Below are 13,301 nucleotides of genomic sequence, written 5' to 3' on the forward strand. Positions count from 1 at the left end.
GATTTCCTTGTGGCCAGTTTTGGCCCGCAGCTTGTCACGCACTTGGTTTCCGTGTTTGCGGGTAAGTGACGCGCAGTTAAACAATGCTCCAAAAACGAAAAAATCGGCTATACTCCAAGCATCAGTAGACAGGAGATTGCCATGCTTTATCCACTTGCAACGCTTGAGGCCGACAAACTCAACGCAGTTCGGGCGCTTGAACAGGAAATCGGACGTCCAGTTGTCGCGCTGGCCGCTGTTGACGCCGAAACGGCCAACCTGCCGCAAGATGATCTGAAAAAGTTGCAGGCCCTTGAGGATGAGCTTGACGTCGTTCTTGTCGCGGTGCGGCCAAGCTAAGCGTTCTGAAGACCCAGATTCTTGCGTCTCGGGCGCCCCGACAGGGTTTTCCTCATATTTTGAACAGGATTCCGCTGACTTGCGCGATCTTTTCACGCGCGGTCTGTAGGCCTGTTCTGTCGACAGCCGTATCGTGGAATAACTGGCTCAAGGCAAATTCCATATGAGAAAGGGCTTCGGTCGAGGACATCGGCTGTGCCTGCAAGGCCGCCCGCATCCAGATCCCGTCGATCAGTGCTGTCAGGTTGAAAGCGATCTGTTCGACGAAGGCCGGTTCGACCATATGGCGCAGGGCGCTCATCAGGTTGCTGCGCATTCGGGAGTGGATGACGTTTTGTATGCGTAAATACCGGGCGTTTTGCGGCACCTCTGCGCACAGGCAAACCCAGGCGTTGCAGATTTCGTGCTGAAAAAGCGTCGGGGCGAAATTGCCGTAAATAATCGCGTAAAGCCGTTCAGCCGGTGTGGCACTATGCGCGAACAACGCAGTCACACAGCGGCGGGCCTCGGCATTGGATTCGCGCAAAACGGCCTCGAACAAAGCCTCTTTGCCGGGGAAGTAGTGTTGGACGACACCTTTGGACAATCCCGCCTCTTTGGCGACCTTGTCAAAGGTCGTCCCTGCAATTCCATGAGTTTTGAGAATTTCAAACGCCGCCTCGGTCAATTGCTTGCGACGCATGTTCTTGATGGTCTGCTTTCTCATGTTAGGATCGCTTTCATGCTCAGCGTAATGCATGCGAAAGTATCATTCGGGAAGGCAAAAAACAAACACTGTTGACAAAAAACGGTCCGATGCACCAAATTACCTGCAATCGTACTATTTTTTCGAAACGGACACTAAAGGTCGAAAACGGCCAACGCACCAACGGAGGTTAACCATGAATTTCTCACGTAAACTGAGGCCCGCTTTGCTGGCCTCTGCCACGCTTATGTTAACAACGGGCGCGGCTCTGGCCGAACCGATCAAGATTGCCGTCAACGAATGGACTGGCCAGCACATCTCGGCCCATTTCGCCGGCGCGCTGTTCGAAGAGCTGGGCCACGAAGTCGAATATGTCACCGCCGGTGCGGTGCCGCAGCTGGCCGCGATTGCCGAAGGCAGCCTGCATTATCAGCCCGAGCTGTGGACCAACAACGTGGGCGATATCTATCCCAAGGCCGTTGAAGCCGGGGATATCATCGTTGTCGGCGGACTGGGGCTCGAGCCGCAGGAAGGCTGGATTTATCCGCCGTACATGGCCGATCTGTGCCCCGGTCTGCCTGCTTATGAGGCGCTGTATGACTGCGCGCAGGCCTTTGCCGCTGCGGACACCTTCCCCGATGGCCGTCTGATCACCTATCCGGCGGACTGGGGAACCCGTTCGGCCGATCTGGTTGAACTGATCGACCTGCCGTTCAAACCAGTGCCCGGTGGTTCGGAAGGCGCGATGCTGGCCGAGCTTAAAAGCGCCGTTGCCGCCCAACAGCCGATTCTGATGATGATGTGGCAGCCGCATTGGGTGTTTGCGGATACCGAGGTTGAATGGGTCGAATGGGACACGCCACACGGTACCTGCGATGAGACCAGCCAGAAACGCGGTGAGGCCTGTGGCTTCCAGCAGGCGACTGTCGACAAGATCGTCGCTAAGGATTTCGCCTCGACCTATCCGGATGCGATGAAGATGGTCGAGCTGATGAGCCTGACCAACGACGTGCAGAACGCTCTGATCCTGGAAGTGGACCAGAACGGGCGCGAAGTGAAAGAGGTTGTGGCCGAGTGGATGGGTGCAAACCAGGACGTCTGGCAGCCTTGGGTTGAAGCCGCCAAGCAATAAACACCACTGACTCCGGTGGAGCGCCATTTGCGTGCTCCACCATTTTCAAGGCTGCCGAAATGACCACATCTTCCCCGACCACCACCCCGAAACTGTCCTGCAAACATGTCTGGAAGCTCTACGGCAAGGGGGCGGATCAGCATCTGAGCAACGTCGACGTCGCCGGGCAGGGGCCCGATGAGGCCAAAGCGCTTGCGCAACGCATTCGGGACGGCGGCGGTATCGTCGCCTCGACCGATGTCAGTTTTGACGTCATGCCGGGAGAGATCTTCGTGATTATGGGCCTGTCGGGCTCGGGCAAATCCACCATCGTGCGCTGCCTGTCCCGTCTGGTCGAACCCACCGCCGGAGAGATCCTGCTGGATGGTGAGGACCTTCTGAAAGTGTCCTCGAAAGAGCTGATCGACATTCGCCGCCACAAGATGGGGATGGTGTTCCAGAGCTTTGGCCTGATGCCGCATCTGAATGTTCTGGAGAACGTGGCCTTTCCGCTGAAACTGCAGGGGCTGGACGACAAGGAACGTCTGGAGCGGGCCGAGCGGGTGATCTCGCTGGTGGGCCTGGAAGGGCGGGAAGGTAGTTTCCCCAGCCAATTGTCCGGTGGACAGCAACAGCGTGTCGGTATTGCCCGGTCGCTGGCGGTGGAGCCCGAGGTCTGGTTCCTCGATGAACCCTTCAGCGCGCTGGACCCGCTGATCCGCCGCCAAATGCAGGACGAATTCCTGCGGCTGCAGCAAGAACTGCACAAATCCATCGTCTTTATCACTCATGATTTCCTTGAGGCACTGCGCATCGCCGACCGGATGGCGATCATGAAGGATGGCGCGGTTGTCCAGATCGGCCGTCCGGTGGATCTAATCCTGAACCCGGTTGATGACTACGTCCGCGAGTTCACTAATGACGTCCCGTGGGAGTTGATCCTGACTGCAGGCGATGTGGCCTCGGACAACTCGCCGCCTGCCGGGATCAAAGAAGTTCCGGCCTCGACCAACGTGGCCGACCTGCTGCCATATCTGGCCTCGCACGACACCGGCGTTGCTGTGCGTCGGGACGACAACGCGCTGGTGCACATGACCAGCCAGAACGTAATCGCCGCTTTGGCCAGCGGTGTCTCGGACGCCTCTGCGGTCAAGGACTGACGTCATGGATGCAGCTTCGAACAGATCGCTGGTGGTCTGGCTTGCGGTCACGGTTCTGGTGGCGATTTGCGTTGTTTTCGCAAAAAACCTCGGGCCGCTGGTGACATTTCCCGACGCTCTGGTCCTGCCGGTGACCGATCCGATGAACACCGCGATGCGGTGGTTTGTTGTTACGTTCGGGTGGTTCTTCAAGGCCATTTCCTGGCTGTTGGACTGGCCAATCCTGCTGGCCAAGACGGTTCTGCACGCGGTGCCCTGGGCGGCCTGGTTTGTGCTGTGGGTCTTTCTGGCCTTGCGCGCCGGAGGCAAAGGGTTGGCGGTCTTCACCGCGGCCAGCCTGCTCTACATGGTCACATTCGGGTTCTGGACCCAGTCGATGAACTCTTTCGCCCTGGTCTGTGTGTCAATCCCGATGGCTGTTGCCTTGGGCTTTGCGCTGGGAACATGGGGCTTCATGTCCGAGCGTGCCTATCGGATCATCATGCCGATCCTCGATCTGATGCAGACTGTGCCTGCGTTTGCCTACCTGCTGCCGATCCTACTGCTGTTCGGTTTTGGCACAACGGTGGGTCTGGTCGCTTCGATTCTGTTTGCCTTCCCGCCGATGGTGCGCAACACCATCGTCGGTCTGCGCGGTGTCCCGGATGAGGTGATCGAGTCCGGCCTGATGAGCGGCGCCACCCCGTCGCAACTGTTCTGGCGCGTGCGGGTGCCAACGGCGCAGCGGCAAGTTCTGCTGGGGGTGAACCAGACCACTATGGCGTCCCTGTCGATGGTCATCATCGCCTCGATCATCGGCGGCACCAACGATATCGGTTGGGAAGTGCTGTCGACCATGCGCAAGGCTCAGTTCGGAGAAAGCCTGCTGGCCGGGATCGTGATCGCGCTGATGGCGATGGTCCTGGACCGGATCACATGGGGATTTGCGGTACAGTCTAATTCGACGCAACGCAAAGCGACAGGCTGGATAACCTGCGCCGTTCTGTTTGGCGCGGCTTGGCTGCTGGCTCTGGTATTTTCGCCGCTCAAGGACTGGCCCGAGGCATGGGTTCTGAACCCGGCCCCGGCCATGAACGCAGGTCTGGAATGGGTCTTCGTCGAGTTTCGAACCGTGCTTGAAGCAATCAAGCGGGCGGCGCTGTTCTACCTAATGCTGCCTATCAAGATTGGCTTGGTAAAGGCCGTCAGCCCGTTTACCTGGGGCTTTGCCATGACCCCGGCTGTGACTGTTGGATATGCACTGATCGTTGCGGCGGTAGCGGGCTATTTGGCCTTCAAAGGACGGATACTGCCAGCACTCTGGGTGATCCTGTTTGCTCTGGTCCTGTATTCGGGCCTAACCGGTCTGGCCTGGATCGCGCTGTGCGCAATCATCATCGCTTTGGCCTGGCAGGCCGGTGGCACGAACCTCGCCCTTTGGGCGCTGGCCGGGGTCGCCTTCCTTTTGCTGACCGGGATATGGGAACCTTCGGTCATCTCGCTTTACCTTTGTGGGGTCGGGGTGCTGCTGTCCTTCCTGTTTGGCAGCGCCATCGGCATCTGGGCATCCGAGAATGATACCGTATCGCGCATTGTGCGGCCGGTGATCGACACGCTGCAAACAATGCCGCTGTTCGTGATCCTCATCCCCTTTGTGATGGTGTTCAAAATCGGAGAATTTACCGCGCTGCTGGCCATCATCGTCTATGCCATCGTTCCCGCGATCCGCTACACCGAGCACGGTTTGCGCAACCTGCCCCATGACGTGATCGAGGCAGCGACGGCCATCGGTACAACGCCTCGTCAGTTGCTGTGGCAAGTAAAGCTGCCGCTGGCGGTACCGTCGATCATGCTGGGGCTGAACCAGACGATCATGTTCGGCATTTCGATGCTGGTAATTACCGCGCTGGTGGGCACGGATGATCTGGGACAGCAGATCTATATCGGCCTGGGCGACGGTGATTTCGGGGTTGGCATGACCGCAGGGATCGGCATGGCCATCATCGCCATGATTGCCGACCGCATCACACAAGGGTTCAGCCAGCAGATCCAGGCGCGCCTTGGCGTGAAATTGGACAACGCAGTCTGACAACAAGGTAAGCCGCATGGAAACCGCAGCGCCCGAACCAACCGTCGACCTCGACCTGTGCTATATGTCAGCGACCGAAGCGCTTGCGGCGTTTCGCATGGGCCGACTGAAACCCAGCGCCCTGCTGCAGGCATTGATCGAACGGATCGAGCAGGTCAATCCGGTGGTCAACGCTCTGACCGACACCTATTTCGACGAGGCGCGGCAACAGGCTCTCGCAGCCGACGCGGCTTATGAGGATGGCTCGGCCAAAGGCGCGTTGTTGGGCGTTCCGGTACTGGTCAAAGATGCACAACGGGTCAAAGGCAAGCGCACGACGCACGGATCACTGCTGCACATGGATGCTGCACCGGACGAGATGTCGGACCCGATGATCGAACGCCTGCAGGATGCTGGGGCGATCATTCTGGCCCGAACGACGGTGCCTGAGTTTTGCATCTCGGGCGTCTGCCGCAGCCTCGCGTGGGGCAATACGGTCAACCCGTTCAACCCCGACTATGGCACTGGCGGATCGTCGGGCGGGTCCGGGGCAGGGCTGGCGGCAGGTTTTGCACCGATCGCAACCGGCACCGATATCGGCGGATCAATCCGAATTCCGGCCAGCTGTTGCGGCGTGGTGGGGTTCAAGCCGCCCCACGGGCGAAACCCGGACGGTCCGACTGCCAATTTTGACCGCTACAATCATTGTGGTCCGCTGGCCCGCTCGATTGCGGATCTGGCTCTGGTGCAGGACGTGGTGTCGGGCGCGCATCCGCGCGACCATGACAGCCTGCGGGAAACTGTCGTCCTGCCGCGCGAAGCCGGCAGGCTGGACGGCGTCAAAATCGCCTTTTCGATGGACCTTGGCTACTGTCCCGTCGACCCTGAGGTGCGCCGCAATACTCTTGCCGCGCTGGAGCACTTTCGCGCGCTGGGTGCCGAAATCACTGAGGTCGATGTCCCCTGGACCCGTGCCTGCGACGCGGCGGCGACCCATTGGTACAACACGATGCACTATCTCAGGCAGGCGTCCTGGGCGGCAAAGACTCACGCCGATCAACTGAACGATTACACGCTGGCCGCAGCAAAAGGTGTCGAGGCCACAACGCTGGACGATGTGTCCCGATCCTGGGAAACCCAGCACGACATGTATCAATTCTTCGGTGCGTTGATGGAGCGGTTCGACCTGTTCCTTTGTCCGACCACAACGATACCCGCGGTTGCGGCTGACCACGATGCAACCGCGGGAGATTTCGAAATTGACGGTGCTCAGGTCGATCCGGAATACGGCTGGATTCTGACGCATCATTTCAACATGCTGCACCATTGCCCGGTCATTGCCGTCCCCAGCGGCTTTGCAACGACAAGGGTTCCGACAGGTCTTCAGATTGTCGGCCGAACATTCGACGACCCGACCGTCTTCCGCGCCGCGCTGGCTTACGAAGCGCAAGTCGGAGGATGGTTCAAGAACCCCAAAGCGCGCCCGATGATTTAGCATCCATCCGGCAAAGTAGACACTGACCAAAGAGCACAACCAAGCGGCCGACGGAACTGTAAGGACTGACGACAACAAGTAACCTAGCCACCACAGATAGCTCCATTTTCTCTGAGAACATTGGTCGGAGTGAGAGGATTCCAACCTCCGCCCCGGTAAATGGTCTTAGACGGTGAAACTGTCATCACACTAAAGCCATATGGCTTGGCTCTCCATTTGCGATGAGCTCGGCGAGGTGTTCAACGAGGTTGGGCGTTGGCTCTCGCTCGATGGCTCACTCTCACACGGCACCCACTCTCCATCCAGCTTCTTGTGGGTTGTGAAGGTTGCACGCATCTCTTCCCACATTCTGGCGGAATTTCTTCGCCCAGAATTGGACGTTGCTGGAAGGGGTGGTGGCTTTTGGGCGCCCAGGGTGGCAGTGCCAGTAACACTCATTGGCTAATAGGACGGTCTTCCACTTTGGTAGTACAATGTTCGGCGAGCCCGGATATCTCTGGGGATGCAGCCGAAAACGAGACCCCTTTTTGTGAAGAGCTTTGCGTAAGGCGAGTTCCGGCTTTGTGTTTTTTCTCTGAACTTTTCGCATAATGTCGGAGCGAGCTTCAGGTTTTACCCTGTCTACCAAGGTGACCCCTCCATCACTCTTCATCCATTGACAACTCCTAAAATACCATTTGTGCCCTTCACTTGTATTAGTGGAAACTCGCCTGGAAGTTGGTTGACGTGAGCTCCCAATGGGTATCCAGAGGGCGCTAATGAGCCTCCTGAACAAAACTGGTCCACGGTTATGTTTAGGAAGCGGAGGGCTGAGAATGGCGAGCAAACGATCGAAGCCCGAAGTGATTGTCTCCAAGTTGCGGCCGGTTCAAGTTCTGATGGGGCAAGGCTTGTCCCGTCTCGATGCGATCAGGCAGATTGGCGTTGTGGAACAGACCTATTACCGCCGGCGAATACGGAATGGGCGTGGATCAGTTGAAAAAACCGAACCGGGTCGTAGCTTTATCTGCCTGGGGACCTCTGGCCAATTGTTCGCGACGGATCGCAATTACAAGCCAAACCCTGACCGCTATGTACATGCATTTGCGCACATGCTACCGGACAGTTGGTATCAAATGGCGGCGATGCAGAACGGTGCGAGGCCAATTTCTAGGATAGGTGATCAGCTGGGACTGTCTGCCGCCGAAGTTGTTGCGCTTGCCGAAACGGTAAGCGGTGATCGCGTGCCGATTTTCCTGCCCTATCTGGCTGGCGATCGCAGCCCCCTCGGGGGTCCACAAATTCGGGCCTGTTTTTTGGACTGGAAGATTCGACAACACGCGCGGACATCTGTCGTTCCATATCGGAGGCTATTGCTTTTTGCTTTGCTGATGCAGCGCAGAGTTTCGGCGACGCCATAGACAGTTTGGCGGAATTGGCCGCCATCGGGGGGGCAGCGAATCTGATCTGCTGCTGAGTCTGATCGCAACTGTGACCGACAAACCTATTGTGCGTTCGGAAGGGGCGGACACCGGTCCGGCCTATGGCGCGGCCCGGCTGGCAGCCTTTGGTGACGGTGCATTGGATAGAGTTGATCTCGCGTTGCAAAAGCCAACGACGGATAGGTTTGAGCCCGCTGATATGGCGTCAATGACCGAGCGGTTGATGCGATTTCGTGCACTCTACGCCTCAGTTAGCGCCGTCGAATAGCTGCCTTGGCGTTGTTAGCGGAGCCTAAGCCAATGGTTTTTCCCATGGCGGTTGCATTGCAATTTCGGCAATCAGGAAATCCATGAATACGCGAACCTTGGGCGACAGCACGTTTGATTTCGGGTAGATGAGCCATAAAACGCTCTCTTCTGCGGCTTCATAATTGGGGAGGACAAGCCTCAGTTTGCCCGATGCAAGCTCTTCGTGGACGCTCCATAGCGAATTCATCGAGATACCGGCACCAGCGACGGTTGCGAGCTTTTGGCTGAGGCCATCATCCATAATCAGCGGACATTTGGTTGCCCCCGGATCGAACGTCGCGGTGGCGCCACCCGCGGACTTCAGTGCGCGCGCGCGGATATGGCGAAATGCGATGAGTTTGTGGTTTGTCAGATCGTCCGGGGTTTCCGGTACGCCATGCTCGTCCAGATAGTGAGGTGCGGCGCATAAGATGCGTCTGTCATCCGCCAGCTTTCTTCCCTTGAGGCTGGTGTCGGCCAGCGGCGCGTTCCGCAATGCAAGATCATAGCTACCTTCGATCAGGTCGAACTGCGTATCCGACAGGCGCAAATCCAGCGTAACCCCCGGCTGTTGATCCTGAAACTTCGCAAGGATCGGCGCGATGTATAGCTGGGCAAAAGTGCTGGGTGCGGTAAAGCGTAGGGTGCCGGTCGCTTGCGCCGCACCTTGCCCCAAAGCCGCCATTGCAGCTTCTTCCTGCGCCAAAATCTCACGCGCATAGGGTAGGAACTCGGCACCTTCCAGTGACAGGGAAACTTTGCGCGTGGAGCGATGAAGAAGCTCAACGCCCAGTTGGTGCTCCAGTTTGGCAAGCCGTGCACTGGATACAGCCGGGACCAACCCCAGTTCACGTCCCGCGGCCGAGATGTTCAACTTGTCCGCGGCAAGCACGAAAAGACGAAGGGCTTGAGTATCCATTATTCAATTATATGCAAAACACGAAAACTGAAACTCATTTTCCCCAGTTTTATCGTTTTTAGCAAGTGCTATTTCAGGCTAAACGAGAAACACACCAAAAGGAGTCACAAATGCCCGTTCGTCCTAACGTCCAGTCACAGATCCTCGAAGCCTTCAATTTTCGGCACGCGACCAAGATCTTTGATCCCGAGAAGAAGATCAGCGATTCCGAATTCGAAACCATTCTTGAGGCCGGGCGCCTGTCTCCAACTTCCTTTGGGCACGAGCCGTTCAAAGTCCTGATCATCCAGTCGCCTGAGATGCGCGAGCACTTTCGTGAGTTTTCCTGGGGCGCGAACGGAATGATGAATGGAAGCACGGGTCAATTGGGCACCGCGAGCCATTTTGGTATCATCCTGGCCAGCACGGCAGAAATGATGACTGCGGGCTCGGATTATCTGCAGGAACACTATCGCTCGGTGAAGCAATTGCCTGATGATGTAATCGAGCTGTTCAATGGCGCCTACGGAAAATTCCAATCAACAGACCATCGCGTCACATCCGAGCGTGAAATTGCGGATTGGTCCGGCAAGCAGGCCTATATAGTCCTCGCCAACATGATGACAGCGGCTGCCTTGATGGGGATCGACTCCTGTCCGATCGAAGGGTTCGATATGGAACTGACCACCGAGGTGCTGTCCGAGCATTTCGGTGTGGATACGACCAAGTGGAAGCCAGCGGTCATGTTCGCGTTTGGACATCGGGCCAGCGATCCTCAATTCCCCAAAACCCGTCGTTCGATGGCTGAAACAGTGAGCTGGTTCTGAATCCCTCGCAAAAAACGCAAAGGCTACTTTCAGTCGCGCATAGCGCGCTAGATTTGGCCGAGGACCCGAAAGTCACAACCCCCGCAAAAGCATCGAGATCCGTATTTTGGTGCGTTATTGAGCGAGGAGCAATTATGTTAGACAAAAGTCAAAACCCGGCATTTGAACCCATCAACAAGGCCTTCAATCAAGTGTTTCGACCAAATCGGTTGAGCATAGGGCTGGTTTTGCCGTTGGAAGCCTACGCGGTTGGCTCCGAACCGACTATGAAAGACCACCTTGAAGCGGCTCAACTGGCCGAGCGTTTGGGATTCTCGGCGCTATGGCTTCGCGACGTGCCCTTCAACGTGCCAAGCTTTGGCGATGCTGGACAGATATATGACCCTTTCGTCTATCTGGGTGTTCTGGCGGCCGTGACGCAACAAATAGCGCTTGGATCGGCAAGCATCGTTTTGCCACTGCGTCATCCGGCACACGTCGCCAAAGCTGCGGCCTCGGCAGATGTTTTGTCTGGCGGGCGTCTGTTGTTGGGCGTGGCGTCAGGAGATCGACCCGAGGAATATCCGGCCTTAAATCAAACCTATCCGGATCGCGGAGAACGGTTTAGCGATAGTGTAAACTATATCCGCGCGGTTGGGACCTCCTATCCAAAGCATGAAAGCAGTCACGGCAATCTGTCCGGTGGCATTGATCTTTTGCCGAAACCCGCGGGCGGGCGTTTACCTCTGTTGATCACCGGAGGCAGCCAAAAATCCCCGGATTGGATTGCCCGAAACGGAGACGGCTGGATGACCTATCCCAGGGATGTTGCTTCACAGGCGCGGATCGTGGCGGAATACCGGGGCAGGCTTGCAGCGATGGGGCAGCCGAACAAACCGGTAATGCAATCTCTCTATGTTGATCTGCGCGAGGACCCTGACGCCCCGCCGCGCCCGATCCATCTGGGGTTCCAATCCGGTGCGAACTTCCTGCGTCGCTATCTCAGCGAGATTGAGGCCTTGGGGATCAACCACGTCGCCCTGAACCTGAGATTCAACCAGAAGTCCATCGAAAGAACTCTCATACGTCTGGCGGACGACCTCCTGCCCGACTTTTCCTAAAGGAATAATCTCATGGTCAAAACCATTCTTGTTACAGGTGCGACCGACGGCATCGGACTGCTCACTGCCAAAAAACTTGCGGCGGACGGCCATCGGGTACTTCTGCACGGCCGCAACCCCGCAAAGCTGGAGGCCGCCCGAAGAGACGCGGGAGGCGAAACAGAGACATACAGCGCTGATCTCTCTCAAATGTCAGCAGTTGTCGCGCTTGCCGCAAACATTCGCGCCAAACACGAGACATTGGATGTATTGATTAACAACGCGGGTGTTTTGAAAGCTCCGCAGCCGGTGCTCGAAAACGGGTTCGATGTCCGCTTTGTCGTCAACACGTTTTCGCCTTATCTGCTGACTGAACTGCTGTTACCCATCATGCCCAAATCCGGCCGTGTCGTGAACCTTTCATCGGCAGCACAAGCGCCGGTAAATATTGCCGCAATGCAGGGTAAAGAGCACCTGTCTGATATGGAAGCATATGCGCAAAGCAAGCTGGCAATTACGATCTGGACCCGTGAGTGGGCCAGGGAGTTGGCCAATGGACCGACATTGATTGCTGTAAACCCGGGCTCATTGCTCGCCTCAAAGATGGTTAAGGATGGCTTTGGGGTTGAGGGCAATGATCTCAACATCGGTGCAGATATCCTGATTGATGCAGCACTGAGCGAAGAGTTTTCAACTGCGTCGGGCCGCTATTTCGACAATGACAGTGGCGCGTTTTCCGACCCGCACCCTGCCGCTCTGAACGCTGAGCTTGCGAAGGATGTAATGACAATAATTCGAACCATAACTCGCCAGTTACGCTAGGCCACAAACCTAATCCACTACCGTCTAACCCTACCCTTCGCGTTATTAATGCAGAAGGCCAAGAAAGGATTGTTCGATGAAATATGAGAACTTCCAAACGTTCGACGTGCAGGTCGAAAACGCGATCGCCAAAGTGACCTTCAACTTCGGAACGGTGAACGTGCAAGGCCAGGAAATGTTGGCCGACCTCAACAGCCTTGCCATGCGGCTGGAACGGGACCGGGACACCAAGGTAGTTGTTTTCCAGTCCGCAAATCCAGAGATTTGGGTGTGCCATTACGATACTGAACTGCTCAAGGATATGTCGACCGAGGCAGTTTCTCGCGAAGACGCCCAGTTGCTGGACCTGCAATCAGTTTGCGAGCGTATCAGTAAGGTGCCTCAGGCAACGATTGCCAAGCTTGAGGGCTTCGCACGCGGTGGCGGGCATGAACTTGCGCTAGCTTTGGACATGCGCTTCGCGGCGCGCGGTAAATTCAAGTTCATGCAGATGGAAGTCGGCATGGGTATCCTGCCCTGCGGTGGCGGAGCGTCTCGTATGGCGCGTCAGACAGGCCTTGGCCGTGCGCTTGAAATCATCTTGAGCGCGCGGGACTATGATGCGGATGACGCCGAGCGAATGGGGACAATCAACAAGGCGCTGGAACCTGATGAGATCGGCCCCTACGTTGACGATCTGGCGAAACGCATCGCTCAGTTCCCAGCCGACTCTATCAATGCATGCAAACAAATGGTCTATGAATCTACCGATAAACCCATTGCTGACGCACTCAAGGCAGAAGCCTATTGGCTTTATCAAGCGACCAGTAAAACACCTGCGATCAAGCGGTTCACAATCGCCGACGAACAGGGTTTGGAGCATGAGATCCAGAACCAGCGCAATTGGAATGAGCTTGTCATGAAGGTGCAGGAGAACAAGTAGTTTCCACTTTTGCGTCGCTTGACCGGTTATCTTTATTTCGGGTGACCGGTCGTCTTGCCCAAACTTACGCTCGCAAACAGTGGCGCAAGTCGCAAGCGACAACGCGAGTGAACTTTCTATACGGAGGTTTTCGTAACCTAGTCAGCGAAAAGACAGCTATTCTGCTCTTTTTTCATCCAGTGAGCCATCGCTATGTGCCGAGCCTGG

At 56.7% G+C, this 13,301-nt stretch carries 14 protein-coding genes; 11 read left to right on the forward strand and 3 right to left on the reverse strand.

The genetic code is table 11. From position 1 onward, the window contains the following. Window positions 1-141: 141 nt before the first annotated feature. A complete protein-coding gene (locus ACR0KW_RS14985) occupies window positions 142-339 on the forward strand; it encodes a hypothetical protein (RefSeq protein ID WP_170330484.1) in 198 nt (65 codons plus the stop codon). A gap of 52 nt (window positions 340-391) precedes the next feature. Here the strand turns inward: ACR0KW_RS14985 and betI are convergent, their stop codons facing one another. Next, window positions 392-1,045, reverse strand: coding sequence for a transcriptional regulator BetI (betI, locus tag ACR0KW_RS14990; protein WP_480805710.1), 654 nt, complete (start codon window positions 1,043-1,045; stop codon window positions 392-394). 175 nt (window positions 1,046-1,220) lie between these two features. On the opposite strand from betI, the gene ACR0KW_RS14995 reads away from it, so the two are divergent. The 4 genes from ACR0KW_RS14995 to ACR0KW_RS15010 are packed head-to-tail and all read left to right on the forward strand — an operon-like array spanning window position 1,221 to window position 6,837. After that, window positions 1,221-2,156 (forward strand): ABC transporter substrate-binding protein, encoded by a 936-nt coding sequence (locus ACR0KW_RS14995; protein ID WP_170326519.1) that lies wholly within the window; start codon window positions 1,221-1,223, stop codon window positions 2,154-2,156. Between the two features lie 59 nt (window positions 2,157-2,215). Beyond that, window positions 2,216-3,295: a quaternary amine ABC transporter ATP-binding protein gene (locus ACR0KW_RS15000; RefSeq protein ID WP_480805711.1), complete on the forward strand. Its 1,080-nt coding sequence runs from the start codon at window positions 2,216-2,218 to the stop codon at window positions 3,293-3,295. 4 nt (window positions 3,296-3,299) lie between these two features. Continuing rightward, window positions 3,300-5,363 (forward strand): ABC transporter permease, encoded by a 2,064-nt coding sequence (locus tag ACR0KW_RS15005; protein WP_480805712.1) that lies wholly within the window; start codon window positions 3,300-3,302, stop codon window positions 5,361-5,363. Between the two features lie 16 nt (window positions 5,364-5,379). Continuing rightward, window positions 5,380-6,837, forward strand: a complete 1,458-nt coding sequence (locus ACR0KW_RS15010; RefSeq protein ID WP_480805713.1) for an amidase — start codon at window positions 5,380-5,382, stop codon at window positions 6,835-6,837. A 280-nt stretch (window positions 6,838-7,117) separates the two neighbouring features. Here the strand turns inward: ACR0KW_RS15010 and ACR0KW_RS15015 are convergent, their stop codons facing one another. Continuing rightward, window positions 7,118-7,489, reverse strand: coding sequence for a very short patch repair endonuclease (locus tag ACR0KW_RS15015; protein WP_480805714.1), 372 nt, complete (start codon window positions 7,487-7,489; stop codon window positions 7,118-7,120). Between the two features lie 163 nt (window positions 7,490-7,652). Here ACR0KW_RS15015 and ACR0KW_RS15020 point away from each other — a divergent pair, with 163 nt between their 5' ends. Beyond that, a complete protein-coding gene (locus tag ACR0KW_RS15020; RefSeq protein WP_480805715.1) occupies window positions 7,653-8,237 on the forward strand; it encodes a hypothetical protein in 585 nt (194 codons plus the stop codon). 70 nt (window positions 8,238-8,307) lie between these two features. Then, entirely contained in the window at window positions 8,308-8,526 is a 219-nt protein-coding gene (locus ACR0KW_RS15025) for a hypothetical protein (protein ID WP_480805716.1), read from the forward strand. 24 nt (window positions 8,527-8,550) lie between these two features. Here ACR0KW_RS15025 and ACR0KW_RS15030 read toward each other — a convergent pair whose 3' ends face one another. Beyond that, window positions 8,551-9,465 carry a LysR family transcriptional regulator gene (locus ACR0KW_RS15030; protein ID WP_480805717.1) on the reverse strand — a complete coding sequence of 305 codons (915 nt, stop codon included), beginning with the start codon at window positions 9,463-9,465 and terminating at the stop codon, window positions 8,551-8,553. A gap of 110 nt (window positions 9,466-9,575) precedes the next feature. Between ACR0KW_RS15030 and ACR0KW_RS15035 the strand changes: the two genes are divergently transcribed. The 4 genes from ACR0KW_RS15035 to ACR0KW_RS15050 all read left to right on the forward strand — a co-directional run bounded on the left by ACR0KW_RS15035 (window position 9,576) and on the right by ACR0KW_RS15050 (window position 13,094). Beyond that, the gene (locus ACR0KW_RS15035; protein ID WP_480805718.1) at window positions 9,576-10,271 is read left to right on the forward strand and encodes an NAD(P)H-dependent oxidoreductase; all 696 of its coding nucleotides are present in this window, start codon (window positions 9,576-9,578) and stop codon (window positions 10,269-10,271) included. A 134-nt stretch (window positions 10,272-10,405) separates the two neighbouring features. After that, window positions 10,406-11,371, forward strand: coding sequence for an LLM class oxidoreductase (locus ACR0KW_RS15040; RefSeq protein WP_480805719.1), 966 nt, complete (start codon window positions 10,406-10,408; stop codon window positions 11,369-11,371). A gap of 12 nt (window positions 11,372-11,383) precedes the next feature. Further along, complete coding sequence (locus ACR0KW_RS15045; RefSeq protein ID WP_480805720.1) at window positions 11,384-12,172, forward strand: SDR family NAD(P)-dependent oxidoreductase; 789 nt, start codon at window positions 11,384-11,386, stop codon at window positions 12,170-12,172. A gap of 76 nt (window positions 12,173-12,248) precedes the next feature. Beyond that, window positions 12,249-13,094 carry an enoyl-CoA hydratase/isomerase family protein gene (locus ACR0KW_RS15050; RefSeq protein ID WP_480805721.1) on the forward strand — a complete coding sequence of 282 codons (846 nt, stop codon included), beginning with the start codon at window positions 12,249-12,251 and terminating at the stop codon, window positions 13,092-13,094. The last annotated feature ends 207 nt before the right edge of the window (window positions 13,095-13,301 follow it).

It is taken from the genome of Ruegeria sp. CG11 (assembly GCF_056537245.1).

Coding starts and splice junctions, on each gene's coding strand:
- ACR0KW_RS15035 (WP_480805718.1), top strand. CDS start 9,576: ATGCCCGTTCGTCCTAACGTCCAGTCACAGATCCTCGAAGCCTTCAAT.
- ACR0KW_RS14985 (WP_170330484.1), top strand. CDS start 142: ATGCTTTATCCACTTGCAACGCTTGAGGCCGACAAACTCAACGCAGTT.
- ACR0KW_RS15040 (WP_480805719.1), top strand. CDS start 10,406: ATGTTAGACAAAAGTCAAAACCCGGCATTTGAACCCATCAACAAGGCC.
- ACR0KW_RS15045 (WP_480805720.1), top strand. CDS start 11,384: ATGGTCAAAACCATTCTTGTTACAGGTGCGACCGACGGCATCGGACTG.
- ACR0KW_RS14995 (WP_170326519.1), top strand. CDS start 1,221: ATGAATTTCTCACGTAAACTGAGGCCCGCTTTGCTGGCCTCTGCCACG.
- ACR0KW_RS15000 (WP_480805711.1), top strand. CDS start 2,216: ATGACCACATCTTCCCCGACCACCACCCCGAAACTGTCCTGCAAACAT.
- ACR0KW_RS15020 (WP_480805715.1), top strand. CDS start 7,653: ATGGCGAGCAAACGATCGAAGCCCGAAGTGATTGTCTCCAAGTTGCGG.
- ACR0KW_RS15005 (WP_480805712.1), top strand. CDS start 3,300: ATGGATGCAGCTTCGAACAGATCGCTGGTGGTCTGGCTTGCGGTCACG.
- ACR0KW_RS15015 (WP_480805714.1), bottom strand. CDS start 7,489: ATGAAGAGTGATGGAGGGGTCACCTTGGTAGACAGGGTAAAACCTGAA.
- ACR0KW_RS15010 (WP_480805713.1), top strand. CDS start 5,380: ATGGAAACCGCAGCGCCCGAACCAACCGTCGACCTCGACCTGTGCTAT.
- ACR0KW_RS15030 (WP_480805717.1), bottom strand. CDS start 9,465: ATGGATACTCAAGCCCTTCGTCTTTTCGTGCTTGCCGCGGACAAGTTG.
- betI (WP_480805710.1), bottom strand. CDS start 1,045: ATGAGAAAGCAGACCATCAAGAACATGCGTCGCAAGCAATTGACCGAG.
- ACR0KW_RS15050 (WP_480805721.1), top strand. CDS start 12,249: ATGAAATATGAGAACTTCCAAACGTTCGACGTGCAGGTCGAAAACGCG.